The sequence below is a fragment of the Oligella sp. HMSC05A10 genome (assembly GCF_001808335.1).
In the GTDB taxonomy this organism is placed as follows: Bacteria; Pseudomonadota; Gammaproteobacteria; order Burkholderiales; family Burkholderiaceae_B; genus Oligella; species Oligella urethralis.
In genome coordinates this window covers 15,144-40,588 of sequence record NZ_KV792853.1, presented here as the reverse complement: position 1 = coordinate 40,588, position 25,445 = coordinate 15,144, and the positions used below count along the sequence as shown (strand labels likewise).

The 25,445-nt window shown below is 44.7% G+C and carries 20 protein-coding genes and 2 riboswitches; of the genes, 10 read left to right on the top strand and 10 right to left on the bottom strand.

The window, feature by feature from the left end; genetic code table 11:
- Together HMPREF3144_RS01455 and nuoN are read left to right on the top strand one after the other, a co-directional pair.
- Positions 1-1,479, top strand: coding sequence for an NADH-quinone oxidoreductase subunit M (locus tag HMPREF3144_RS01455; RefSeq protein WP_018027310.1), 1,479 nt, complete (start codon positions 1-3; stop codon positions 1,477-1,479).
- 9 nt (positions 1,480-1,488) lie between these two features.
- Positions 1,489-2,973, top strand: a complete 1,485-nt coding sequence (gene nuoN / locus HMPREF3144_RS01450; protein WP_070475900.1) for an NADH-quinone oxidoreductase subunit NuoN — start codon at positions 1,489-1,491, stop codon at positions 2,971-2,973.
- A 95-nt stretch (positions 2,974-3,068) separates the two neighbouring features.
- Here the strand turns inward: nuoN and HMPREF3144_RS01445 are convergent, their stop codons facing one another.
- The 8 genes from HMPREF3144_RS01445 to HMPREF3144_RS01410 form a co-directional block, all read right to left on the bottom strand.
- Positions 3,069-3,554, bottom strand: a complete 486-nt coding sequence (locus HMPREF3144_RS01445) for a HugZ family pyridoxamine 5'-phosphate oxidase (protein ID WP_018027216.1) — start codon at positions 3,552-3,554, stop codon at positions 3,069-3,071.
- Between the two features lie 19 nt (positions 3,555-3,573).
- On the bottom strand, positions 3,574-5,313 hold the full coding sequence (locus tag HMPREF3144_RS01440; protein ID WP_018027215.1) for an ABC transporter ATP-binding protein/permease: 1,740 nt from the start codon (positions 5,311-5,313) through the stop codon (positions 3,574-3,576).
- Between the two features lie 74 nt (positions 5,314-5,387).
- A complete protein-coding gene (locus HMPREF3144_RS01435; protein ID WP_018027214.1) occupies positions 5,388-7,481 on the bottom strand; it encodes a TonB-dependent receptor domain-containing protein in 2,094 nt (697 codons plus the stop codon).
- A 192-nt stretch (positions 7,482-7,673) separates the two neighbouring features.
- Entirely contained in the window at positions 7,674-8,012 is a 339-nt protein-coding gene (locus HMPREF3144_RS01430) for a zinc ribbon domain-containing protein YjdM (RefSeq protein ID WP_181778368.1), read from the bottom strand.
- A gap of 102 nt (positions 8,013-8,114) precedes the next feature.
- Entirely contained in the window at positions 8,115-9,218 is a 1,104-nt protein-coding gene (locus tag HMPREF3144_RS01425) for an alpha-hydroxy acid oxidase (protein WP_070475897.1), read from the bottom strand.
- A 1-nt stretch (position 9,219) separates the two neighbouring features.
- Entirely contained in the window at positions 9,220-9,900 is a 681-nt protein-coding gene (locus HMPREF3144_RS01420; RefSeq protein WP_018027211.1) for a Fe2+-dependent dioxygenase, read from the bottom strand.
- Between the two features lie 73 nt (positions 9,901-9,973).
- Positions 9,974-12,196, bottom strand: coding sequence for a TonB-dependent receptor (locus tag HMPREF3144_RS01415; RefSeq protein WP_070475894.1), 2,223 nt, complete (start codon positions 12,194-12,196; stop codon positions 9,974-9,976).
- 259 nt (positions 12,197-12,455) lie between these two features.
- Complete coding sequence (locus tag HMPREF3144_RS01410; RefSeq protein ID WP_018027209.1) at positions 12,456-13,076, bottom strand: trimeric intracellular cation channel family protein; 621 nt, start codon at positions 13,074-13,076, stop codon at positions 12,456-12,458.
- 27 nt (positions 13,077-13,103) lie between these two features.
- A riboswitch (glycine riboswitch) is annotated at positions 13,104-13,201 on the bottom strand.
- 1 nt (position 13,202) lies between these two features.
- Positions 13,203-13,289, bottom strand: a riboswitch (glycine riboswitch).
- Between the two features lie 381 nt (positions 13,290-13,670).
- Between HMPREF3144_RS01410 and HMPREF3144_RS01405 the strand changes: the two genes are divergently transcribed.
- From HMPREF3144_RS01405 to HMPREF3144_RS01375, 7 genes are all read left to right on the top strand, one after another.
- The gene (locus tag HMPREF3144_RS01405) at positions 13,671-15,953 is read left to right on the top strand and encodes a NosR/NirI family protein (RefSeq protein ID WP_083290351.1); all 2,283 of its coding nucleotides are present in this window, start codon (positions 13,671-13,673) and stop codon (positions 15,951-15,953) included.
- Positions 15,954-16,017: 64 nt separating this feature from the next.
- Complete coding sequence (gene nosZ / locus HMPREF3144_RS01400) at positions 16,018-17,955, top strand: TAT-dependent nitrous-oxide reductase (protein ID WP_026156938.1); 1,938 nt, start codon at positions 16,018-16,020, stop codon at positions 17,953-17,955.
- A gap of 73 nt (positions 17,956-18,028) precedes the next feature.
- Positions 18,029-19,273, top strand: a complete 1,245-nt coding sequence (locus HMPREF3144_RS01395) for a nitrous oxide reductase family maturation protein NosD (RefSeq protein ID WP_018027206.1) — start codon at positions 18,029-18,031, stop codon at positions 19,271-19,273.
- The gene (locus HMPREF3144_RS01390; RefSeq protein ID WP_018027205.1) at positions 19,260-20,162 is read left to right on the top strand and encodes an ABC transporter ATP-binding protein; all 903 of its coding nucleotides are present in this window, start codon (positions 19,260-19,262) and stop codon (positions 20,160-20,162) included. Before HMPREF3144_RS01395 ends, HMPREF3144_RS01390 begins: the two co-directional genes overlap by 14 nt.
- Entirely contained in the window at positions 20,159-20,986 is an 828-nt protein-coding gene (locus HMPREF3144_RS01385; protein ID WP_018027204.1) for an ABC transporter permease, read from the top strand. Before HMPREF3144_RS01390 ends, HMPREF3144_RS01385 begins: the two co-directional genes overlap by 4 nt.
- 19 nt (positions 20,987-21,005) lie before the next feature.
- Positions 21,006-21,611, top strand: coding sequence for a nitrous oxide reductase accessory protein NosL (locus HMPREF3144_RS01380; protein WP_036559624.1), 606 nt, complete (start codon positions 21,006-21,008; stop codon positions 21,609-21,611).
- A 10-nt stretch (positions 21,612-21,621) separates the two neighbouring features.
- Positions 21,622-22,626, top strand: a complete 1,005-nt coding sequence (locus tag HMPREF3144_RS01375) for an FAD:protein FMN transferase (RefSeq protein ID WP_231552504.1) — start codon at positions 21,622-21,624, stop codon at positions 22,624-22,626.
- 64 nt (positions 22,627-22,690) lie between these two features.
- On the opposite strand, the gene fghA is transcribed toward HMPREF3144_RS01375, so the two are convergent.
- Both fghA and HMPREF3144_RS01365 read right to left on the bottom strand, forming a co-directional pair.
- Positions 22,691-23,524, bottom strand: a complete 834-nt coding sequence (fghA, locus tag HMPREF3144_RS01370; RefSeq protein ID WP_070475887.1) for an S-formylglutathione hydrolase — start codon at positions 23,522-23,524, stop codon at positions 22,691-22,693.
- A gap of 12 nt (positions 23,525-23,536) precedes the next feature.
- Positions 23,537-24,646 (bottom strand): S-(hydroxymethyl)glutathione dehydrogenase/class III alcohol dehydrogenase, encoded by a 1,110-nt coding sequence (locus HMPREF3144_RS01365; protein ID WP_102705430.1) that lies wholly within the window; start codon positions 24,644-24,646, stop codon positions 23,537-23,539.
- Between the two features lie 237 nt (positions 24,647-24,883).
- Between HMPREF3144_RS01365 and HMPREF3144_RS01360 the strand changes: the two genes are divergently transcribed.
- The gene (locus tag HMPREF3144_RS01360; protein WP_018027199.1) at positions 24,884-25,414 is read left to right on the top strand and encodes a DUF2818 family protein; all 531 of its coding nucleotides are present in this window, start codon (positions 24,884-24,886) and stop codon (positions 25,412-25,414) included.
- Positions 25,415-25,445 lie beyond the last annotated feature (31 nt).

Below are 25,445 nucleotides of genomic sequence, written 5' to 3'. Positions count from 1 at the left end.
ATGACAACATTTCCTTGGCTTTCCTTATCGATTTTTGTACCGATCATTGCCGGTATTTTTGTACTCGTATTCGGTCGTGACGAGCGAGCAGAGTACACCAAGCAAATGGCTTTGATTGGTGCAATTGTCAGCTTCTTAGTCACCTTGCCACTGATCTTTGGCTTTGACTCTACTACTGCAGAAATGCAGTTCGTTGAAAATGTGCGCTGGATTTCAGCCTTTACAGCACATTATCACCTGGGTGTAGACGGTATTTCCATTTGGTTTGTACTGTTAACCGCCTTTATTACCATTATGGTGGTGATTGCTGGGTGGAAGGTCATTACTGACCGAGTAGCACAGTACATGGCAGCATTCCTGATTTTATCGGGCTTGATGGTTGGTGTTTTTGCTGCCTTGGACGGCTTATTGTTCTACGTATTCTTTGAGGCAACCCTGATTCCGATGTATATCATTATCGGTGTCTGGGGTGGTCCGAATCGTGTGTACGCAGCCTTTAAGTTCTTCCTCTATACTTTATTAGGTTCCTTATTAACCTTAGTTGCTTTCATCTATCTGTACCTCCAGGCAGGTACCTTCGATATTGCCGCTTGGCATGCCTTGCCATTGACGATGAATGAGCAGTTATTCATCTTCTTTGCGCTCTTTGCCGCCTTTGCAGTGAAAGTACCTATGTGGCCGGTGCATACCTGGTTACCAGATGCGCACGTTGAAGCGCCGACCGGTGGTTCGATTGTGTTAGCGGCCATTATGTTGAAGCTAGGTGCCTACGGTTTCCTACGTTTCTCTTTACCGATTGCCCCGGACGCCAGTCAGGAAATGGGCTGGTTAATGATCGTGTTAGCACTGATTGCGCTGATCTACATCGGTTTGGTGGCGATTGTACAAGATGATATGAAGAAGCTGGTGGCTTATTCCTCAGTGGCTCATATGGGCTTTGTGGTCTTAGGTACCTTCCTCTTTAGCGAAGCAGGTATTGAGGGTGCCATTGTGCAAATGATCTCCCACGGTTTTGTGTCAGGCGCTATGTTTATGTGTATCGGTGTGCTCTATGACCGTTTACACAGCCGAGAAATTGCGGCTTACGGTGGTGTGGTCAAGGTGATGCCGAAGTTTGTGACCTTCTTTGTACTGTTCTCAATGGCCAATAGCGGTCTACCCGCAACTTCAGGTTTCGTGGGTGAGTTCTACGTGATTCTAGCGGCGATTGACTTCAACTTCTGGGTCGGCTTATTGGCGGCAACGTCATTGATTTTAAGTGCCTCTTATTCGCTCTGGATGGTTAAACGCGTGGCTTACGGTCCGGTGACAAATCCTGAGGTAGCCAAAATGCTTGATCTTGATAAGCGTGAATTTTTGGTCTTAGGTCTGTTTGCAATCTTTGTGTTGTATATGGGTATTCATCCGAAACCATTTACTGATGTCATGCATGTATCAGTTCAGCATTTGCTGGAACAGATTGCACAATCCAAACTGTAGGTTAGAACAATGATAGAAAATCAATTTAATTTCGCCATGGCCTTGCCGGAGATTCTTCTATGTCTCTTGGCAATGGGTGTGTTGTTGATCGATGCCTTTGCTCGCAGTAAGGACAGCGTGCTGTCCTACTACAGCAGTTTGCTATCGCTACTGTTGGTCTTAGTGGTCGTGCTATTCCAGTGGAGTTCTGGTGTTGAAGGCACTACCTTCTACCAAATGTATATTGCCGATGCACTTAGCCATTTCTTAAAAGTTGGTACCACGATTGCGGTGCTGGTGACCTTAATTTACAGCCGTCAGTACTTAATTGACCGCAGCATGGTGACCGGCGGTGAGTTCTACGCCTTGGCCTTATTCTGTTTATTAGGTCAATTCGTGATGATCTCAGCAGCCAGTACGCTGACCATTTACTTGGGTCTAGAGTTGATGTCCTTATCACTCTACGCTTTGGTGGCCTTGCGTCGTGATTCGCTAAGTAGTGCGGAAGCGGCGATGAAGTACTTTATTCTAGGTTCACTTGCGTCAGGTATTATGCTGTATGGTATTTCGCTTATCTACGGTGCGACCGGTGCGATTCACCTAGCGACGATTATGCAAGTACTACAGAGTGGTGAAGCGCAGTTATCTGTGTTGCTACTTGGTTTGGTTTTTGTGGTGTCAGGTATTGCCTTTAAATTAGGTGCGGTACCGTTCCATATGTGGGTGCCTGATGTGTATCAAGGGGCACCGACAGCAGTGGCGCTAACCATCGGTTCGGCTCCTAAATTAGCGGCCTTGGCGATGACCTTGCGGGTACTGATCGAGACACTAAATGATGTCGCTATCAGTTGGCAGCCGATGTTGATCATTATGGCGGTACTATCACTCGCCATTGGTAATATCACTGCTTTGATGCAAACGAACTTTAAGCGTCTATTGGGTTACTCAACCATTTCGCATATCGGCTTTGTGCTCTTAGGCTTGCTTTCCGGTGTGGATGCCAATGGTCAGGTGAGTAGTGGTGCCTATGGTACGGCCTTATTCTATATGGTGACCTATGTGCTCACGACATTGGCGAGCTTTGGTATTATTCTGATTCTAAGCCGTGCGGGTTTTGAGTCTGAGGAAATTGCTGACTTCAAGGGGCTTAACCGTCGTAGTCCGTGGTTAGCCTTTGGCGTCTTGATTCTGATGTTCTCACTTGCCGGTATTCCACCCTTAGTTGGCTTCTACGCTAAATTAGCTGTATTGCAGGCAACGGTTAATGCCGGTCATATTTGGTTAGCAGTATTAGCGGTGTTGCTGTCCCTAATCGGTGCCTTCTACTACTTACGAGTGGTAAAGGTAATGTACTTTGATGAGCCGGCGGCTGATGCACCTGCTTTAAGTGCGCCAATGACTTTCCGTGAGGGTATCTTATCGGTTAATAATTTATTAATTATTGTGTTAGGTATTCTACCAGGCGGCTTAATGGCACTGTGTGTGCAGGTAATTGATGCTTCCTTGAAGTTTTAATTACTAGGATAGGGCGCTACGGCGCTCTTTCTGTGTAGGTATAAAAACGGCCCCGAGTCTGATAAGGATTCGGGGCCGTTTGTCGTTTAAAGTAGTTAGAGCGTTTTAATCAATGATTGTACTTCGCTAACATCGAGTGTCTTTGCTGCTCCAAAACCAGCCACTTGTCTGATTCGAGTGATTTCTAAAGCAAAGAAATTGAAGTCTTTAAAATGAGTCATGAACTCGACATCAGGGAAGCGGTTTAAATACACATCACGATAATACGCCCAACTTGTTGTGCCACGTTCTTGGGCGATCGCATTAACTTGAAAAGTAACTCGCGATAAATCATGGACTGGTTTATCTTCCTCTTCGCTAGTGCATAACATCAATGATGCCGTTGGACGCTGCAATAAATAACGTGTATGAGCTGCAAACTCACTAATATGGATCACAAAATGTGCGTGTTGTGTGTCAATTGCAAAAGGAACCATAGAAACAAAAGGTTCTCCCTGGTTGGTCAGGGTAGCAAAAGAGGCGCTGCGTTTGCTACGTAGTAATTGCTGTAAATGTTTTAGTAATTCAGATTGTTCAGACATTTATAATCCTTTTTAAAATTTAACAATAATTTGGGCTTTCTGTTACAGACTCTGTAGAGGATGCGGAGTCCGAACGGAATAAAATATGGCGTTCATAGTCGAAGCCATGTGGTTTATGGTGCGAGAGTAAAATAATGGCACTCTCTAGGAGCTGTTCGCTAAGCATAGTCAGTATTTTTGCTTCACTTTCAGCATCTAGGGCGCTGCTTGCCTCGTCGAGGAATAGCCATTTAGGTGCTAGATAAACTGCTCTTGCTAGGGCTAGACGTTGTCGTTCACCACCGGATAAGGCATTTAATGTTGCTTGTTGCTCTTCTTTCGAAAGTGAAAGTTTTTCGATCAGATGAGGGAGGCCAACGGCATCTAGCAATTGCTTGGCTTCATCAAGACTCAGACTTTCTTTAGCGTTGGGATAACATAAAGCAGCGAGAATTCCTTGTTTAGGAATATAGGGGGTCTGGGGTAGGTAAAGACTTTGCTGGTGACTTGGATAATGCACATTACCCTTGGTATAAGGCCATAAACCGGCAATGGACTTTAATAGGGTACTTTTGCCAATACCGGAATTTCCTTGTAGCCAAATGCGCTCACCAGGTTTGACGTTGAGAGATTTTACGAATAATAAGGGTTCTTTCGTTGGAGTATATAGTTGCAAGTTTGTAATTGATAAATACCCATCCTCCTGGTGTGCATAGTCTGAATCATTTACCGTGTTATGATTGAGTTTTTTGAGTAATTGATCAAGACGGCGAGTAGATGCCGCTAATTCGGCCAAATCTTGGTAAGAGAAAATAAACCAAGACAAGGTAGTTACTACATTGGTGAAGGCACTTGCCAATTGCATGAGACCGCCTAAGCTTACTTTTCCAGCAATAAATGCGGGTAGAGCTAAGAACATGGGAATTCTGAGTACGGTTTGATAATAGGGTCGTGTAAAACAACCTAAAATCAGATTGCGCACGTTGAGTTGACGCCAATTTGTTTCGATTGCTTTAAATAATGCTTGCAGATGCTTTTGCTCTTGCTTTTCACCACGCTGTAGTGCGATAGCTTCACTGGAGTCACGTACATGAGTAAGAGCATAGCGAAAGTCTCCTTCACGTCGCTGTTGCTGTACTGTTAAGTTTCTTAACGGGGAGCCGAGAAAATGCGTAACACCACTTGAAATCAAAACATAAAGTGGTGCAGCCCACACCATATAACGAGGAATTTCTACCACATAGCCAAAGACATTAAAAGAAAGAGCAAAAGTAGATAAAGACCATAAAACAGAAAAGTACGATATGACGGAGATGATGGCCATGATTAATGCATGTACTTGTGTCACAGTCAGATTGATAAAAATCTTACAGTCTTCGGCAATACGTTGTTCAGGGTTATCTACAATGTCAGAATTTGAGTCTAGTTTGAGATACCAATGCTTATGACCACTGAGCCAGCGGTTAGTGATTGAGGTTGTAAGTAGTTTCCGCCAGCGTATTTCTAATAGATTTTGTATGTATTTGCCAATGAGATGCAGTGCTGCACTAGATAGCACAAGAACGACGAAAATACCGATTTGATGAACAATTTCTTCACCATTAATTTCCTGAAGCGCATTATAAAAATCGTTACTCCATCGAATCATACGAATGGAAATGGCTAGTCCAGCTAAGCTTAGCAGCAGGACAAAAATGAATTGTGCAATACCAAAAACACCCGCTTTGTTTTGTGTGCACAATCTCATTAGTCTAAAAAAAGGATAAAAAAAGCGTTGCATAAAGTTATTAATAAATAAAGAGAAAAAGCCACTTCCTAGCGTATGCTTGAAAGTGGCTGTATATTAAATAGAGCTTAGAAACGAGCTTGAATACCAGCGCTGAAGGTTCGGCCACGACCGGATAAGGTGTCGTAGTTCATAGAACCTGCGTAGCCATAGTTTCTATCAGTGAGGTTGTCAATATTCGCAAAGATATCGAGATGCTTGTTAACTTTGAAATTGGCATAGAGATCCACTAGTGTATAGCCTGGTAAATCTCTCCAATAGGAATTATCAGTAAACTGTCCAGCGGCTGCTTTACTGCTGCTCACATAGCGGATCTGAGTACCTAAGTTAAGACGCTCATTAAGTAGTCGTGTGCCTAGGTCAATGGTCCAATAAGTATCAGGCGCTAAGCTCGCAGCACCACCATTAATACCTGTACCAAAACCAATTGGTTGGTTAGTTAATTTACTATGAGAGTAAGAAAAGTTTATATAGGCTACACGCGCATCGTAGCCTAAGGTTATCTCTGCACCTCTTATGCGAACATCTTCTTTAGAGTTGACCCACATAATGGTGTCATAAGGTAGACCTGCCACTGGACCAAAATCATTGAAGATATAATCCTTTACTCTATTATTAAAATAACCAAGGCGGAAGTGCAGACTATCTTTGTCTAGGAATACATTGTTATTTTGATAAGAAATAGCAACGTCAAAGCCATCACTGGTTTCACCCTTAAGTGCTAAGTTATTACTTTGTCCATTACCTATACCATCACCGAAAGGTGTTCCAGCATAGAACACTTCATGTGTGGTTGGAGGACGGTAGGTATGAGAGTACATACCGTATAAGCTCCAGTTATCTGTTAAGTCATACTGGAAGCCAATGCTTGGCAGTACTTTACCATCTGAGTTGTGCTCCCAAGTATCTCCACATGTGGGACCGCCAGCTGGACAACCAGCGATGCCGGCATTGTACGGAGGTCGATAGCCATTGAGACGATAGTGGTCATAGCGAAGACCCGCTAATAAGGTGGCTTGGCCAATTTTCCATTGTAGATCAGTAAACACACTGCCTTTGTCGATTTTTCCAGGATGGTTGCCGCCACGGTTTTTCTTAGGAATAAAGCTATTATGATCCCATGCTAGTCCATAGCTAAGTAATAAGTCGTATTGGTCAAGCACTGATAAGAGGGAGTCATTGGTGACATTGATACCCCAAGTTTCATTATCAATACGTCTACCGGCATAGGTGCCGCCAATGTGATCGGCATAATCCAGCACGGTTTCATTGTAGTAGGCATGTGCTTGTAGTGAGATTAGTGGATTATTAGGAGTGTAGGCATAATCCGCAGTGACAGTGGTATTATCTACGTCCCATTCGTAGTTAGAGTTGCTAAATGTATTTCTATACCAAACAGTACCTAAGTCAAGCTGGTGTCTTTCATTAGGTTTGAAGCGCATTTTAACTAAACCACCTTTAGGTGAGCTAGCTGAGGAATTGGCGGAGTCTAATTTAGTGCCATTACCCGTTTTATAGTTACCTTCATTTTTGTAAGCACCTGCTGCGATGATACTGAGCGTACCATCCTCTCCACCTACCTCAGTAAAACGATGACCTACTGCAGCTAGACCTGAGGCATGCATGCCATTATTACCCAAACGGATTCGAGTGAGGCCACCGGTATTACCAAAAGCCAATACGTCATCCTCAGTGATTGTTGTTAAGTTAGCGGCACCTGCTAGTGCGCCAGTGCCATGAGCACCCTTAACAACACCACGAGTCACATTAATCCCACCTAGCAGTTCAGGATGTACATAGATTAAGCTATTCCCAGATGAGGTATGACTTGCAATGTTTTTAAAGGTTTGCGGAACGCCATCAAGCATGGTGTTAATACGACCATAACCACTTAAACCACGAATACTAATCTCTATCCCAGGTTGATTACTTAATTGGTTGGTGAAGACCCCTGGTATCCCACGCAAGACACGCTGTGGATCGCCTGCATTTTTTAACTGAAGATCGTCTTCGTGAACTTCACTATTAGTATAGTAAGAAGTGGCGCGTAGATTAATGCCATGCAATTCAATGACAGGCGTTGAGCTAGTTGTGGTGTCTTGTGAGTAGACGGGAAGAGTAATGGCACCTGTAATAATAAGTACCGGTAATTTTAAACGCATCAAAAACCTCATGCTTAATATTAATCATAATAAGAATCGTTATCATTATTGTTCGAGGTTTGATGTAAGTCAAGTGTTACTAAGTTTTAATAATAATTAATCCTTGTTTAGTTATTGTTTTTCTGAATTAAAAAGCAAAAGGACCGGTCTCATGGGAGAAGCGGTCCTTTGAATGTGTTTAGGCTGTTAATCTTAAGTTTTCTTGAAAAACTCAGATTTTAAATCCATGGATTGGCCATCGACGCGGCCAGAGAAGTTGTGGTCACCTGCTTGTAAGCGAATGGATTTTACTCGCGTGCCTTGCTTAATCACGGTGGAGCTGCCTTTGACGCGTAAATCCTTAATTAACACCACATCATCACCGTCTTGTAGTCGCGTGCCGTGTGCATCAAAGACCTGCAAACCATCGTCCTCTTCAACTTCCGGCTCGGACGCTAACCATTCGTGAGCACATTCAGGGCACACGAGCTGCATACCGTCATGGTACGTTAACTCAGACTGACATTGAGGACAGGGTGGAAAAGGCATCATCATCTCCTTATAACTAGTTTTGATTTAAAATAAATCAATGTAATTAGCCGAAATATAAGGCATTATAAGCTTTATATTGCTAAGTGCCAAATCAGCTGGTGCTTAATGGCTGAGCAGCTCGATGGATTTAATTTGCGCCAGCGTTTTACAACCGCTGAGTGCCATGCAGACCTCTAATTCCGTCCGTAGTATATGCAATACATGCGCCACACCGGGAGCACCAGCTGCGGCGAGGGCATATAGATAGGGACGGCCGATCATCACGGCGGTAGCACCTAAAGCCAGTGCAATAAATACGTCGCTACCGCGTCGAATGCCGCCATCCACCAACACGGGTATGCGCCCGTCAATAAGATCACAGATGCTTTTTAAGACCCTTGCGGTTGGGGGCAAGATATCCAAGACTCTGGCGCCATGATTGGACACAATTATGCCGTCCGCACCGACTTCAAGGGCTTTTTGCGCATCTAGGGGATGTAATATGCCCTTAAGCATCACGGGTAAGGGACAGTTTTCTATAAACTGCTGGACCTTGTCCCAATTAGGGGCATTGGCTAAAAAACCGCTACCAAAGATGGGGCTTTCTCCGGGCGCGCCTTGCGGCAGCGGCGGTATATCAAAGTCTTCCAGTAGCACTGCTTGAATGTCAGCTGGTAAAACAAAACCAGCCCGTTGTTCACGATTTCTAAGGCCATTTACGGGAGCATCTACGGTTAACACAATGGCCTCAATGCCGAGTGATTGCGCTTTACTCAAGAGTTTTTGGGAGGCGATTTCATCAGTTTGCCAATACCATTGCAACCACTTGGTACCCGGCGCCTGCTCACATAGTGGCTCTAGTGGGGTCGAGCTCTGCATGCTGATAATATAAGGTGTCTCCATTGCCGCTGCGGCAAGGGCAGAGGCGAGTTCACCAGCGGGATGGGCCATTCGTTGAAAGGCGATGGGGGCACAGAAAATCGGAAAGGGATGCGTTTTATTAAGTAAAGAAAAAGCGGTGGTGGCTCCATCAAAATCGCTTAATACACGGGGCATGACGCTGTATTGATGCCAAGCGTGGATATTATCCACTAATAAACGCTCATCCGCTACACCGCCTGAAAAATAGGCCCACGCTTGTGGTGACATGCGTGCTTTGGCCAGCTCAATATAGTCGTCCACTGCGACGACATCAGCTGGGATTTGGCTTAAGGGGGCTAAGGCCATGCTATACCTCGGCCCATTCGCGAATCAGATTATGATAAACGCCACTGAGTGCAATGGCTTCTGCTCTACCATCTTGGCTCATGGATAGTCGCTGAATACTCTGATCCAATTGCCACAGTAAACGTCGACGATGGGCTTGGCGAATCATGCTTTGGGCCCAGAAAAATGAGGCAAAGCGCACTCCAGAGGTGACCGGTTCCACGCGGTGTAAACTGTCGCCAGGATACACTACCATATCACCTGCTTTTAATTTGACGGAATGGCTGCCGTAGCTATCCTCTATGATCAGCTCACCACCCTCATACTCATCTGGCTCACTGAAAAAAATGGTGCTAGACACATCGCTGCGCATCATTTGCTGGCCTTCGGGTAGATTGAAAATGGAGTTATCAATGTGGTTGCCGTAGGTGCCACTATGTTCATAGCGATTAAAGCGTGGTGGCAGAATTTTAGCGGGGAGGGCAGCGGCAATATAGCTAGGATTGGCACGCAAGACTTGTCTTAAAAAATCACCCAGTTCTAAGGCTAATTCACTTTGGGGGTTGAGTTGTAGATTGTGCTTAACATCCTGTGCTAGGAAACCTGCTGTTTTTTTACCATCCTCCCAGTTAGCCTTTTCTAAACGCTGTCGAATGATACTCAGCTCATCGGTTGATAGTAGATTTTCAATTACGATAATCATTGGTATAACTCTATAAAAAAACCACCCACTCTAGTATAAATAAAGTGGGTGGTAGCTTAAATACTAAAAAGGATTAATATTTAAATCTAGCATTTAAGGTGTAGGAACGGCCAGGGCCGACGTTAGCAAAAATACCCACGTGTGAAGCATCATAGACACGTGTATCAGTGATGTTGTTCACATTGGCTTGTAGCTCAACATGTTTGTTCACATCCCAGCGTACCATGGCATCCCATACCAGATGCGATGGAAGCTTTTTGGTGTTGGCGTCATCGACAAAGCGCTTACCAACATAGGTGATACCTGTACCGACGGTCACCGCAGGGTGTACCTGATAGCTCGTCCATACATTAGCGCTATGTTTGGCGATAAACTTCGTTTGATTGCCATCAAAGACGTTTTTCCCGTTACGGTATTCCAGGATCTTAGGATCTAAATAAGTCCAACCGGCCGCAATATTCCACTTATCGGTGATTGAGCCATTAAACGATAGCTCCACACCGCGTACGCGGTTCTTACCGATATTTTGTACCGAACCATCAAGGTCAGATGAACGGGCATTATTTTTGCGGGTCTCAAAGATGGCTGCGGCAACGCTTAAGCGCTCATTAAGCAGATCCCACTTGGTACCTAACTCATAGCTGTGGGCGCGCTCAGGCTTTAGATCGTCATAGATTTTAGCCGCACCTGCTGGCCCGTCTGCACCACCTGCCTGACCTAAGTTTTCACCCGGCGGGTTAGCAGAGCTGGCATACGAGAAGTAGATGGAGCCGTACTCCACAGGTTTATAAATTAAGGCAGCTTGCCAGCTCACGATATTGTGATCGGCACGCTGATTGTTGATCGCATCATAGACTCTGAAATTATCGAAGCGAACACCTGCGTTCACTAACCAGTTCGGGTTGAACTTGATGGTATCAAATAAATAGACTGATTTAGTCTTGATATCACCTGCTTTGCTTTTATCACCAAAGCTTTTGTTGACGTGCCCCCAGTCTTGGTGTGGGTTAGGCTGCCAGAAGTTATCATGACTTCTGCCGATCTTTACCTTGCTCGTATCACGGTTATAAATATCCTCTTTAGCAAATTCGAAGCCCGCACTGATGCTGTGCTCCACAGAGCCTGTTTTGAACTCACCGTAAATATCAGTTTGGTTGATGAGTGACTCCGCTAAGCGCCAACGAGCACGATCATCGCGTCGGAACATGAGGTTATCATCAAGCGAGCGACAACTTGCTAAATGGGCTTTTGGACCTGGGGCTAATTTACCACGACGCATCGAACCGCAGTTATCAAAGCTTGGGCGAGTATAGAGGTATTTATTTAAGCTACGGCCATAGCGCGTTAAGTTACGTACGGTGAAGCTATCGTTAATATCATGCTCTAATTCAATCGTTGCCGTATCAAAGATATTTTTTCTAAAGTCCGCACCATAACGGCCGTAGTAATTACTACGGTTAGGTTTTAATGGCTCGCTCATATCAGGCTGGCGAAAATTTTGATACGGTATACCAAAGTCTGGCGTGTCGTTATTTTCAATATGTGAGTAGCTTAAGATAGCGCGTGTTGGTGTGCCTAAACCAAAGGCGATAGACGGAGCAATACCCCAGCGGTCATACTTGACCGGACCACGACCGGGCACCTGACCACCCATACGCATGGCATTTAAGCGGAAGGCGATGCTATCGGTTAAGACTGCATTCCCATCAAAGGTTAAACGATGCTGACCACGGTTACCATAGGTGACACCGCCTTCGATCGCATTGTTTAAGTGAGGCTTCTTGGTCACGAGGTTAATGCTACCACCGGTACCACCACGGCCTGTATAGGCTGAACTTGGGCCCTTTACTACTTCTACCGATTCTAGGTTAAAGGTTTCGTGTGAACCGCGTGCATAGTCACGTGCACCATCAATAAAAATATCGGTACTGGCTTCGTAACCACGAATAAATGGACGGTCACCTGTGGGCGTACCACCTTCACCTGAGCCTAGGGTCACACCCGGCGTGGTTCTTAATACGTCTTGTAATGAAGTGGCTGCTCTGTCTTTCATCAGCTCTTCTGTCACCACATTCACTGTACGCGGCGTATCCACTAATGGCGCCGTCATTTTGCGTGATTGGGCGCGCGTTACCTGGTAGTTGCTCGCTGCGCTCGCTTCAACGTTGAGCGACGGCAGCTGTTGCACATTCCCTTGCTCCTGTGCCAGTGCAATACCACTGCCTAAGGCAGCAGACATGGCAGAAAATAGCACCGTCTGTGTGATCGGCTTATTTAAATCAAACTTTGTAGACATTAATTTTTCCCTTTCCCTCTGAGGAAAATTGAGTGTTTAAAAGTGGGGCCCTTGATTTATGTCAAGAACACTAATGCAAATGGTAATGATTACTATTAAGAAAGGCAAAGATTTTAATGTATTTGCAATAATTGTTAATTTTCTGTAAGTTTTTTACAACAATGTTAAGGGATAGAGGACTTGGGCTAGGGTAGTAAAAAATCAGCCGTTCATGCGCTGAACGGCTTTGTATTGATGAGGGGAAGTGAGGGCAGGGTGGCTAATTATCCCAGCGCTCGGGATCGTAGGAGAAAACGGGCAGTGACCATTGCCATTTCAATGCGGCTAAGCGCATACTGAGGCCCAGTACAAAAGGTACCAGTAAGGTGATATTTTCATTAAACTTAAAGTAAATCAGTAGCAGATAGACATTTGCCACAATAAAGGACACGCTCGCATAGAGCTCCTTGCGAAGCACTAAGGGCGTGCGATTACACATAATATCTCTGAGTATGCCGCCGAAAATCCCCGTCGTAATCCCTGCCATAATTACCACGGGTAGGGCATAGTTCAGTTTCAGCGCGACATTGCAACCAATAATGGTAAAGGCAACCAGACCCATGGCATCCACTAATAAGAAGATCTGATTGAGTTTACGCATGTATTTGGCAATGACAATGGTAAACAGGCCGGCACCAATGGTGAGATAAATATAGAGTGGGTGTTGGGTCCAAGTGATGGGGTAGTTGCCGAGCAGCATATCACGCACGGTACCACCACCAAGTGCAGTTAAAAAGGCAATCAGCGCAACGCCGAATAAGTCCATATTGCGACGACCAGCGGCTAGTGCCCCGGACATGGCTTCGGCAGTAATAGCGATCACAAAAATATAGTTTAACATCATCGGCAAGACCTACTAGATTGTGATGCCACTCCCTCTGTTCTTGGTACCTGAGAGTTTTGATAGCTAAGGCTACTTGCTCCTTCGGTGGGTTAGTCATCTAACCACTCTCCAGTTGGCGGATAATTGCGATGTGCAGTACATGAGCCTGAGCGTTTATGGGAGTTTGCGCCTTCGGCGGGTGTGGAAAACCTCTCTCCTGCGACAGAGCATGATTATACGCTAGAAAGCATGAATGTAAATTAAGATTTGCCCTAGTTATCTTATTAATAAGTGTAATAGTTCATTAAAGATTTTGATTAAAATCAAAAATTGTCAATAAGTGATTAAATGCTAGCGAAGTTTCATGTTAATATTCATTACAAAAGATGCATTTAAAATACATATATTTTTCAAGTTAAAAATTAAAGCTTAAGAGAGCTTTTCTTGGCTGTAGGTAGAGGAAAAGCTAAGGAGAATATCTTGCTATATCGACAAAATATACCAGTAAATCCTTCAGATAGTTCTGGGTCAACTCAGTTAGAGTGCTTAGCATGCCCCTTTTCTAAATCCTTTCTACCATTTCTGCTGAGCTTTATGCTCATTGTTTGCTGTATGTTCTTTAGCTCAGCTGCTGTGGCTAACTCGCGCTTGGGTGAGTTTCTCGCTACGGTTCAAGCTTCTGAGGTGTTTCCTGACGCTGATGGTTATGGTGCCGTTCAGGGTGATCCGCCCTATGCTCAGGTATTTAAAGGCCGGGAGGCTGTGGGCTATGTATTTCTGACCACGGATATTGTGAACACGCGTGGTTATTCTAGTAAGCCTATTGATACCTTAGTGGCATTGGATAATGAGGGTAAGATTGTCGGTGCTAAATTAGTTGAACACCACGAACCAATTGTTTTAATTGGTATTCCTGAAACCAAGATGGTCGATTTCATTAACGGCTACATTGGTATGAACTTAATTAAAAACCCATTACCGGTCGGCGCGCCGCCACCAGTCGATATGATTAGTGGTGCTACGGTGACATTGATGGTTATTGGTGACAGTATTTTGCGTTCATCCAGAATTATGGGGCAAGCGTATCAAATTGGTATGTCACCAGATGCGGTCTCTCCCGTTGCCGATACCGTAGCAAGAGCTGAGACTGACACTAAGGCGACACCTAAAGTAATTAATCAAGACCTGTTGGAGATAAAGTCTTGGGATGTTTTATTAGAAGAGGGCGCTGTTGCTAATCTAAACATCAACGTTGGTGAGATTAATCAACGCTTCATAGACTCTGGTCGTCCCGGGGCTGGGCGTAAAGAAGTAGGTGGGGACCCTGACGCTGAGTTTATTGATTTGTATGCGGCAGTGGTGTCTGTGCCATCCATTGGTCGTAGTCTTTTAGGAGAGGCTGAGTTTAACTATATGCAGTCTCGCCTAAAGGAGGGACAGCAGGCGATTCTGATTGCCGGTAATGGCATTTATTCTTTTAAAGGCTCTGGTTATGTGCGCGGTGGCATTTTTGATCGTTTCGATATTATTCAGGGCGAACATAGTTTCCGTTTTACCGACTTGGAACATAAGCGACTTTATGATGTGATGGCTGAGGGGTCGCCTCGCTTTAAAGAGGTTGGTTTATTTTTTGTATCTGAGGATTATGATTTCTTTAATCCGGTTGAACCTTGGCGTCTGCAGTTGTTAGTTCAGCGTGAAATCACCGTGCATGAGAAAATTTTCATTCCAGTCGAGCTAAATTATCATTTGCCAGAAATTTATACCATGGATGATCCTTCTGCACCGGTGGTGACAGACATCGCTGCAGCTGTAGCGACGCCTTCTCAAGCCGAAACGGCTGGACCTGTTGACCACCAAGTCACTGATCATGCGCAAATGTTTGCGGACGACGTGCCGTTATGGCAGATTATTTGGAAAACTAAATTGCCACAGATTATCGTGGTTGTTATTGCACTGATATTGCTTGGCTTTGTATTCTTCTTCCAGCATGCCTTGGCGCGTCACGAGAAGCTATACAATTACTTCCGCACTGCTTTCTTACTATTTAGTCTGTTTTATATCGGCTGGTACGCCAATGCACAATTATCAGTAGTCAACGTCTTAACCTTTACTACCTCACTGCGGACAGAGTTTAATTGGGAATACTTCCTGATGGATCCCGTTGTCTTTATTCTCTGGTGTGCCACAGCGATCTCTATGATCTTCTGGAACCGTGGTGCATTCTGCGGCTGGTTATGTCCCTTTGGCTCCTTACAGGAATTACTTAATAAAGTAGCTAAAAAGCTGGGCATTAAACAGATCAAGGTGCCTTATGCCATTCACCATCGGGCAGCTGCAATTAAGTACGTCATCTTTATTGCTTTATTCGGCTTCTCTTTATATGACTTGGCATTTGCCGAGAAGTTGGCAGAGGTTGAACCATTTAAGACGGCAATTATCTTGAAGTTCTTGCGCAGTTGGCCGTTTGTTACTTTTGCAGTGTTATTACTTGTTGCAGGTCTATTTATTGAACGCTTTTATTGCCGCTATTTATGTGCCCTTGGTGCCGGCTTAGCGATTCCTGCTAGGTTACGAATTTTTGACTGGTTACGCCGTTACAAAATGTGTGGTGACCCATGTCAGCGTTGTGCGGTGGAGTGTCCGGTTGATGCGATTACACCGGAAGGTCCTATTGAACCTAATGAGTGTATCCAGTGCTTACATTGTCAGATGTTGTATTTACATGAGAAAAAATGTCCTGAATTAATTCAACGTTCGGCTAAACGTCGTCGTCGTCCATCACCTGGTGCGAAAGCGAGTCCGGAGCCGGTGTTTACAGAAGAGGTATTACGCTTTATGCCTAATGCCACTGCTTTTGAAGCAAAGCCCAAGAAGCAGAAAGAGGGTAGATAGTTTGGTGTTCTATTTATTCTGAGTCATCGTGCTTGAAAAAGCACAATAATCCATGAGGTTTACTATGAAAGATAATGCAGACAAGAAGCCAATTCTTGAAATGAAGCGCCGTCGCTTTTTAGGTGCGGCAGCAGCTACCGGTGCTGCCGGTTTTGCGGGTGGCGTCGGATTGCCTAAAGTCTTTGGCGCTAAGAACGCCCATGCTCAAGCTAAAGGTGCTGAAGGTGGTTTGGATAATCATGTAGGTCCTGGTGAATTGGACGAGTACTACGCCTTTAACTCAGGTGGTCAGTCTGGTGAAATCCGTATTCTAGGCTTACCTTCTATGCGTGAGCTTATGCGTATCCCGGTTTTTAATATGTGTAGTGCTACCGGTTGGGGGCGTACCAATGAGAGCCTAGAGATACTTAATGGGAATATTACGCCACAAACTCGCCAGTTCTTGGAAGATCAGAACTTACGTTGCTTGCCTAACGGTGACGCGCATCACCCGCATATGTCCTTCACTGATCAAACCTATGACGGTCGTTATGTTTACATTAATGATAAGGCCAATAACCGTATTGCTCGTATTCGCTGTGATGTAATGAAAACCGACAAGATTGTTGAGTTACCTAACGTTGCAGCAGTTCACGGTTTACGTCCACAGCGTTATCCTAAGACTGGTTACGTATTTTGTAATGGTGAACATATTATCCCGCTGCCTAATGATGGTACTGTGATGGATAATCCAAAAGAGAATTTCTTTGCTGTCTATACTGCGGTTGACGGTGAAACCATGGAAATTGCATGGCAGGTCAAGGTTGACGGTAACCTTGATAACGGTGATGCGGATTACCAAGGTAAATACTCCTTTGCTACTTGTTATAACTCTGAGCAAGCACTTAATTTAGCAGGTTCTTCTGCTAATGAGCAAGACTGGGTAGTGGTCTTTAATATTAAGCGTATTGAAGAAGCGATTGAAAAAGGTGATTATGAGGAACTAAACGGCGTGAAGATGGTTGATGGACGTCATGGTTCGCCATACACTCGTTATATTCCGATCCCTAACTCTCCGCACGGTTGTAACGCTGCTCCTGATGGTATTCACATTGCTCTTAATGGTAAGGTCTCCCCAACTGTCACTTTAATTGACGTGCGCAGATTGGATGATTTGTTTGATGACAAGATCGAACCGCGTGATTGTGTGGTGGCTGAGCCTCAGTTAGGTTTAGGTCCTCTACACACTGCCTTCGATGGTCGTGGTAATGCTTACACTACACTCTTTATTGATAGCCAATTAGTGAAATGGAATATCGATTTAGCGAGACGTCAGTACGAGGGTGAAGATGTTGACCCAATTATTCAGAAACTTGATGTTCACTACCAGCCAGGTCATAATCACTCAACCATGGGTGAGACGAAAGATGCTGATGGTAAGTGGTTAGTTTCTCTGAATAAATTCTCTAAAGACCGATTTCTTAACGTTGGTCCATTAAAGCCTGAAAACGATCAGTTAATTGATATTTCGGGTGATGAGATGAAATTAGTCGCTGACGTACCAAGTTTTGCTGAACCGCACGATATGCTTTTAGTACATCGTTCCGTCGTTAATCCGAAAAATATCTGGGATCGCGATGACCCGCAATGGGAAACTGCAAGACAACAAGCCAAGGCCGATGGTGTTGATTTAGATACAGCTAACACAGTCATTAGAGATGGTGATAAAGTGCGTGTTTATATGACGGCGACTGCACCTCAGTTTGGTTTAAGCCAGTTTGAAGTAAATCAAGGTGATGAAGTCACTGTGTATGTCAGTAACGTGGAAGTAATTGAAGACTTGACTCACGGCTTTACGTTAGAAGGTCATGGTATTGCGATGGAGGTTTCTCCGGGTCAAACTGCTTCAGTAACTTTTAAAGCTTCACGTCCTGGCGTACAGTGGTACTACTGCCAGTGGTTCTGCCATGCATTACATATGGAGATGTCTGGTCAGATGTTGGTTCACCCTAAAAAGGTGTAATTGAGTGTCTATGACTTTATTTAGATGGCAACGTCTTATAAGTCTAGCATCTAGTGGGTTGTTTGGTGCGTTGATGCTGCACTCAGCAGCCCACAGTGATGTGCATGTTGTTCAGGAAGGTGATGATTTACAAGCCGTCCTGAACGCTGCACAGTCAGGTGATACGATTCAGCTTGAGTCAGGTCAATATGAAGGGCAGTTTGTTGTTGATGTTAACAATCTCAAACTCATTGGCCCCGATGATCATAGCGCGGTGCTTAAGGGAGCTCGTGAAGGACGTACTCTCTGGATTAAAAGTGAAGACGTGACGGTACGTTCTTTAACGGTCATGAATTCTGGTCAGAGTTTATCGCAGATGGATGCCGGCATTTTCCTGGATAAAACAGCGCACCGAGCTTTAATTGAAAAAAATCGCGTGTTGGACAATTTGGTCGGCGTTTATCTTTGGGGGCCGCATAATGTGGTGGTCCGGGAAAATTATATCGTCGGCAATAATAAATTACGTATGTCAGAACGTGGTAATGGGGTGACGGTCTGGAACTCTCCTGGCAGTCAAGTTTTAAAAAATGACATTCTCAATGGTCGTGATGGCATTTTCTCTAACACGAGTAGGGAAAATGTCTTTTCCGGTAATACCTTTAGAAATTTACGTTATGGGGTGCATTATATGTACACCAATGACAGTGAGGTGTCGGACAATATATCTTTAGATAATGATATTGGTTATGCGATTATGTTTTCAGATCGCATCCAAGTATTGCGCAATATATCAATTAATAGTAGAGATCAGGGTGTGATGATGAACTACGCCAATCACTCTACGGTAATAGCTAATGCAGTTCATAAAGCCGAGAAATGCGTTTATTTCTATAACGCCAATATCAATAAAATCACAGATAATTATTTTGAACAATGTGAGATTGGTGTTCATTATACGGGCGCTGCTCAAGGTAATGTCATTTTTAATAATGCCTTTGTTTACAACCAGACTCAGGTCAAGTATGTAGGTACTCGTTATGAGGACTGGGCTTATGAGGGCAGGGGTAACTACTGGAGCGATCATAGTGGTTTTGATTTGGATGGCGATGGGATTTCGGATACAGCCTATCGACCTAATGACATTATTGATCAAGTCATTTGGCGGGCACCCAGCAGCCGCATTCTATTAAATAGTCCGGCTGTCGCTGTCGTGCGTTGGGCGCAATCACAGTTTCCCGCTTTATTACCAGGTGGTCTGATGGATAGCTCACCGATTATGCGGATGCCGCAAACCCAGACTTATGAAAAACTACAGGAGTTGTTGGATGAGCGCAAATGAGTTGGTTTGTCTTGAACAGGTCGAAATGACTTACGGTAAACGGACAGTTATTCATTCTCTGGATATGGTTTTACACGAGGGTGAGTGCGTTGCTTTGGCTGGACATAACGGAGCCGGTAAAAGTACGGTAATGAAGTTGATCCTGGGGCTAATTAGTCCGAGCAAGGGGGAGGTGCGCTTACTCGGACGCCAAGCTTCCGCTCGTCAATCAGTCAAGCTACGCTTTGATATAGGTTACTTACCCGAAGTCGTGTCTTTGTACCCGAATTTGACTGGCAGGGAAACACTAGATTTTTATGCTGAACTAAAACAAATCAAGGATAGGTCTTATCCTGAGTTATTGGCAAAAGTCGGGATCGCTAATGCCGCTAAGCAACGAGTTAATACTTACTCTAAAGGTATGAAACAGCGTTTGGCTTTGGCTCAGGCGCTTTTAGGTGATCCTAAAATTTTATTATTTGATGAACCGACTACAGGTTTAGATCCGGCATCACGACAACAATTTTACGACATCATTCGTGAGCTTCGTGAACGTGGTGCAACGATTTTATTATGCACTCACGCTTTGACTGAGCTTGAAGGTAATGTTGATAGAGTAGTGGTGATGAATCAAGGACTTAAGGTCGCTGATGGTAGTTTAGATAGTTTACGCAGTGACAGTGGATTGAGCTATCGTATTCAGATAAAAACCGTCACAGACAATCCACCGGATACGGGGCACGAGTGGCAGAGAATTGATGCCAATATTTATCGATTCAATTGTGAACAAAATGAAAAAATGTCATTGCTCAGTACGCTAGTACAAAATCCCCACGTTTTGGATGTGAATACATATGCGCCGAGTTTAGATGAAATCTATGCTCATTATTTAAGAAGAGAGGATGTATGAGGCAAATCCTGTCTATCAGTCTAAAAGAAATCCGTGACGGTTTAAGAAATCGCTGGGTATTGGCAACCACTTTATTGTTAGTGGTGTTTGCTTTGGTGCTTGGTTTATTGGGTACAGCTCCGACTGGTACGGTCAAGGTTGATCCTTTAACCGTGACGTTGGTGAGTTTGTCCAGTCTATCGATATTTTTAATTCCACTGATTGCCTTATTGCTTAGTTATGACGCCATTGTTGGTGAGGTTGAGCGTGGCACGATGTCTTTGTTGCTAAGTTATCCAGTTGCGCGTTGGCACGTGTTAGCTGGAAAGTTTATTGGGCATGTGGCTATTTTAGCGATTGCTACCGTCGTGGGTTATGGGATTGCCGGACTCGTATTGCATTTTATTTACGGTTCTAGCACTGAGGCGTGGATAGATTTCTCCAAAATGATTACTTTAAGTATTTTTTTGGGGGCGAGTTTTTTAAGTCTTGGCTATTTGCTGAGTACGCTGGTTAAAGAGCGAGCCACTGCTGCCGGTTTAGCACTTTTTGTATGGCTCTTTATGGTGGTGATTTTTGATATCGCACTGATCGGTATTTTGGTGGCCGATACGCAGCAAACGATTACCGCTGATACGCTGAACTATATATTACTCTTTAATCCAGCTGATATTTACCGTTTACTGAATTTAGTGGACTCTGAAAATATTTCTGTTTTTGCAGGAATGGCGGGGTTGAGTGATCAAATGAATTTGCGAGTCAGTGTTTTGTATGTCGCCTTAAGTTTATGGGTAATGGTGCCCTTTATTCTTGCTGTAGCAGTATTTAATCGTAAGCAGTTATAACATATCGGAGAAATTTTTGATGAAAATGACATTTAAAGTGATTGGAGCTTCTTTATTATTATGTTTTAGCCTGACTGCTTGTAAACCAAGTTCAGAGTCTGTAGAAGTACCTCTTGCTGCACAAATCAGTGATGACTCAACAGGGCATTTTTGTCATATGTTTTTGTCTGAGCACGATGGTCCTAAAGCACATTTATTCTTGACAGATCAGGCGGATCCGATTTGGTTTACCGAGGTAAATCAGCTCTTTGCTTTCCGTCTATTGCCAGAAGAGGCTAAAAATATTAGCGCTATGTACGTTAATGACGCTACAGATGTAGAAGATTGGACTGACCACAGCGTAAACAAAAAATGGCTAGACGCAAAAACCGCTTTTTATGTGATTGAAAGTTCTTTTGTCGGGGGGATGGGTAGCTCAGATGCTTTACCGTTTAAAGAGCGCGCAAAGGCCGAAGAATATTCCAGCACTCATGGTGGACGTGTGGTGACCTTTGATGAAATGCCAAAGTCTTTTGTGTTCCAGCAACCTCCACAATCGCATGCAGGACATGGCACACAAGGTGCTCATGATAATCATGGTTCTAAAGCAGAGCATTCTGCCCATGATGCGCACCATAATCACTAATTGGTGAAAAATGATGAAGCAACCTTTTAAGACCAAGCGACGACAAATTCTTGCTTTGTTTTGTAGCACAGTAGCGCTATCACAATGGCCACTGGTGTCACTTGCTAATTCCAATGAGGTGGAATTGTTAGAGTGGCGTGGGATTGCGCTAGGCGCTGATGCACAGTTAAAAATCTACCACGAGGATAAGCACGAGGCCCGTCACCTGCTTCAGGCCATATTAAAAGAGGTTCAGCGTCAAGAGCGTTTGTTTAGTTTATACCGAGATGATAGTGTTATTAGCCACTTAAATAATGAGGGTGAAGTCTCTGGATTTTCTCATGATTTTTATTGGCTAATGTCTTTAGCTGATGAGCATGTCAGATTAACTCACGGAGTGTTCGACCCAACTGTTCAGATACTTTGGGAAACTTATAGAGATTATCTTATTGAGAATCCTCAGGCCAGTCCGGAGGAGTTAAAGGCAAGAATGACAGAAGTGCGGCACTTACTAGGTTGGGACGGTATTCAATTAACGCCTAATCGTATTCGCTTAGCAAAACCGGGACAGCGTATTACTCTCAATGGCATTGCTCAGGGTTTTATTACCGATAGAGTCACGGATCTAATGCAACAACGAGGAGTAGACCATGCCCTAATCAATATGGGTGAAATTCGTGGTTTATTACCGTTGGGCAAAGCACCTTGGTCCTTGGGGATAGCTGATCCGCTTGATGCTAGTCAGATTTTAAAAACGCTTGAACTCGGTAATCAAGCAATGGCAACCTCATCTTCTAGAGGCACTTATCTAAGCTATGAAAAAAGTATTAATCATATCTTTGATCCCGCAACTTCACAATCCGATGAGCGCTATTTAAGTGTTACAGTAATTGCTCCAACCGCAACTCAAGCAGATGCTTTGGCAACGGCCTTTTCGATAATGCCAATAGAGTCGATTAAGAACACCTTAAAGCAGATTTCAAAGGTCTCGGTATGGATTTTAGATCGGGATCGACAGTGGATTGAATTGTCTTAGTGGTGAATAAAATCAGGGCCTTAGTCAGTTTGAATAAGGCCCGGTTGTTTATACTGTCGACGCTTTAGTCTGAGCGTAGTTTGTCAGCGTGATAAGCAATATGCTCTACGATAAAGCTAGCAATAAAGTAGTAGCTATGGTCATAGCCTTCGTGATAGCGAATATCCGCAGCGATCCCAGCATCCGCGCAGGCTTTTTCTAGCAGCGGTGTGCGCAATTGCTCCTCGTAGAAAGTATCCGCCAGCCCCTGGTCCACTAATAAGCTGCGTACACGAGCGCCATGTTCAATGAGTTTGACCGCATCGTATTGTTGCCAGGCCGTCTTGTCATCACCTAAATAGGCGCCAAGGGCTTTGTGACCCCAAGGCACTTGCATGGGTGAGACAATCGGCGCAAAGGCAGATACGCTAGTATAAAACTCGGGATTTTTAAGTGCCAGTACTAATGCGCCATGACCACCCATTGAATGACCGCAAATAGATTGCTTATCACTCACGGGGAAATGCTCACGGATCAAGGCCGGCAATTCTTCGACAATATAATCGTACATGCGGTAGTGCTTTGCCCAAGGCGCTTCGGTGGCATTAAGGTAAAAGCCAGCACCTTGACCTAAATCATAGCCCTCATCATCAGCCACATCCTCACCGCGAGGGCTAGTGTCCGGGCAGACGACAATCAGTCCCTGTTCGGCTGCATAGCGCTGAAAACCAGCTTTTGTGATAAAGTTCTGCTCATTGCAGGTAAGACCTGAGAGCCAATAAAGCACAGGAAGTTTTTTATCTTTGGCTTGTGGTGGGATGTAAATCGCAAAGTTCATTGGACAAGACAAAAGCTCGGACTGATGCTCCCAAACCTCTTGCGAGCCACCAAAAACCAAGTGCTGTTCTTTTTGTTTCATAAAGCCTCCAAATTAGTAAACAATCACCGAGCGGATTGACTTGCCTGCATGCATTAAGTCAAAAGCCTCGTTAATTTGATCGAGTGGCATGGTATGTGTGACAAAAGGGGCTAATTCAATATCACCCTTCATCGCATCTTCTACCATGCCGGGCAATTCACTGCGACCCTTAACCCCACCAAAAGCAGTGCCTTTCCACGTGCGACCGGTTACCAGCTGGAACGGGCGCGTGGAAATTTCTTGACCAGCGCCAGCGACACCGATGATCACGGATTGTCCCCAGCCTCGATGGGCTGTTTCGAGTGCGTCGCGCATCACATTGACATTGCCGATACACTCAAAGGTGTGGTCAAAGCCCCATTTGCTGATGTCTAGTAAAACGTCTTTGATGGGTTTATCGTGATCCTTAGGGTTGATACAATCAGTTGCCCCAAATTGTTTGGCCAGTTCAAATTTGTCTGAATTCAGATCGATAGCAATAATGCGACCTGCTTTGGCTTGACGTGCACCTTGTACCACCGCTAAACCAATGGCCCCCAGGCCGAACACGACCACTGAGTCGCCCTCTTGTACCTTGGCAGTATTGTGTACGGCACCGATACCCGTGGTGATACCACAACCTAGTAGGCATACATGTTCTGGATTAGCATCTGGGTTGATTTTAGCGAGAGAAACCTCGGCCACCACCGTGTATTCACTAAAGGTTGAGCAGCCCATATAGTGATAGATGGGCTCACCTTGATAAGAGAAGCGGGTGGTGCCATCAGGCATGACGCCCTTGCCCTGGGTCTCACGCACAGCAACACAGAGGTTGGTTTTACCGGAGGTACAGAATTCACATTCACCACATTCGGCAGTATAAAGCGGGATCACGTGGTCGCCCGGTTTGACACTTGTCACCCCTTCGCCCACCTCAACCACAATACCAGCGCCTTCGTGGCCTAGCACCGCTGGGAACACGCCTTCAGGGTCATCGCCCGAGAGGGTAAATGCATCGGTATGGCAAACACCGGTATGCGTACAACGAATTAATACCTCGCCCTTTTTGGGCGGGGCCACATCAATTTCGACGATTTTTAGTGGTTGACCCGGGGCAAAAGCAACGGCGGCACGTGATTTAATCATGACGATCTCCTGTCTACTAAAAGGAATAATGTAAGGTCCACTATAGCCTTAATTTATGCGGCGAGTCATTATTTCCGATACTTTTCGGGGTTTATGCGTGGCGCATTGAACTTTATCTGGCGATATAAACTCTAAAGGCTTGCTTTGTTGGAGCTTTGTTGTTAAGACTTCAGTTAAAATAGTCTGCTAGCCTTTTGGCCGTCGTGTCATTTTTTATATGGACCTGATTGTTTTATGTTTCCAGAGTCGTCCTTTTGGTTGATTATCGCAATTGCCGCGTTTAGCGCATTATTGCCTTTTTTTACTGAAAAATCCTTTGTCTTTGTGCCTTGGCGCCAACAGGGCGAGTCAAGCGCTACACCTGCGTGGCTGATTGCTGTGCGTGCCTTTTTGCAGTGGATATTAATTATTGTTGCGGCCTATCTCATGGCCAATAGCGCAGCGCATAGCTATCAATTAATCGCCTTTGGCGGCAGCTTGCTATTATTTGCTTTGCCCTTATTAACCGTTAGTCGACAGGTGCCGGTTAAAAGCTTTGCTGTGCGTATTTTTGAGCTGTTGGCCTTTTATTTCTTTGTGGGGGCGATTGGCTTTGTGATTGAGGGCTATTATGCTAATGCGCATAGCCAACAATGGCAGTTTTATGCGATTGCGCTGTGCTTATATATTGTGTTGGCATATCCCGGTTTTGTGTATCGCCATTTATTTAGAAACCGTTTTAACCGCCGCTTAATTGCCCAAACTCAATTGGCCGATGACGAGTAGGGTGGCGCTGCGGCTGATGTAAGTAGTCGCG

What these genes read in the sequence shown, in the direction of transcription:
- HMPREF3144_RS01455 (WP_018027310.1), top strand. Translation starts at nt 1, where the DNA reads ATGACAACATTTCCTTGGCTTTCCTTATCGATTTTTGTACCGATCATT.
- nuoN (WP_070475900.1), top strand. Translation starts at nt 1,489, where the DNA reads ATGATAGAAAATCAATTTAATTTCGCCATGGCCTTGCCGGAGATTCTT.
- HMPREF3144_RS01445 (WP_018027216.1), bottom strand. Translation starts at nt 3,554, where the DNA reads ATGTCTGAACAATCTGAATTACTAAAACATTTACAGCAATTACTACGT.
- HMPREF3144_RS01440 (WP_018027215.1), bottom strand. Translation starts at nt 5,313, where the DNA reads ATGCAACGCTTTTTTTATCCTTTTTTTAGACTAATGAGATTGTGCACA.
- HMPREF3144_RS01435 (WP_018027214.1), bottom strand. Translation starts at nt 7,481, where the DNA reads ATGCGTTTAAAATTACCGGTACTTATTATTACAGGTGCCATTACTCTT.
- HMPREF3144_RS01430 (WP_181778368.1), bottom strand. Translation starts at nt 8,012, where the DNA reads ATGATGCCTTTTCCACCCTGTCCTCAATGTCAGTCTGAGTTAACGTAC.
- HMPREF3144_RS01425 (WP_070475897.1), bottom strand. Translation starts at nt 9,218, where the DNA reads ATGGCCTTAGCCCCCTTAAGCCAAATCCCAGCTGATGTCGTCGCAGTG.
- HMPREF3144_RS01420 (WP_018027211.1), bottom strand. Translation starts at nt 9,900, where the DNA reads ATGATTATCGTAATTGAAAATCTACTATCAACCGATGAGCTGAGTATC.
- HMPREF3144_RS01415 (WP_070475894.1), bottom strand. Translation starts at nt 12,196, where the DNA reads ATGTCTACAAAGTTTGATTTAAATAAGCCGATCACACAGACGGTGCTA.
- HMPREF3144_RS01410 (WP_018027209.1), bottom strand. Translation starts at nt 13,076, where the DNA reads ATGTTAAACTATATTTTTGTGATCGCTATTACTGCCGAAGCCATGTCC.
- HMPREF3144_RS01405 (WP_083290351.1), top strand. Translation starts at nt 13,671, where the DNA reads ATGTTCTTTAGCTCAGCTGCTGTGGCTAACTCGCGCTTGGGTGAGTTT.
- nosZ (WP_026156938.1), top strand. Translation starts at nt 16,018, where the DNA reads ATGAAAGATAATGCAGACAAGAAGCCAATTCTTGAAATGAAGCGCCGT.
- HMPREF3144_RS01395 (WP_018027206.1), top strand. Translation starts at nt 18,029, where the DNA reads ATGCTGCACTCAGCAGCCCACAGTGATGTGCATGTTGTTCAGGAAGGT.
- HMPREF3144_RS01390 (WP_018027205.1), top strand. Translation starts at nt 19,260, where the DNA reads ATGAGCGCAAATGAGTTGGTTTGTCTTGAACAGGTCGAAATGACTTAC.
- HMPREF3144_RS01385 (WP_018027204.1), top strand. Translation starts at nt 20,159, where the DNA reads ATGAGGCAAATCCTGTCTATCAGTCTAAAAGAAATCCGTGACGGTTTA.
- HMPREF3144_RS01380 (WP_036559624.1), top strand. Translation starts at nt 21,006, where the DNA reads ATGAAAATGACATTTAAAGTGATTGGAGCTTCTTTATTATTATGTTTT.
- HMPREF3144_RS01375 (WP_231552504.1), top strand. Translation starts at nt 21,622, where the DNA reads ATGATGAAGCAACCTTTTAAGACCAAGCGACGACAAATTCTTGCTTTG.
- fghA (WP_070475887.1), bottom strand. Translation starts at nt 23,524, where the DNA reads ATGAAACAAAAAGAACAGCACTTGGTTTTTGGTGGCTCGCAAGAGGTT.
- HMPREF3144_RS01360 (WP_018027199.1), top strand. Translation starts at nt 24,884, where the DNA reads ATGTTTCCAGAGTCGTCCTTTTGGTTGATTATCGCAATTGCCGCGTTT.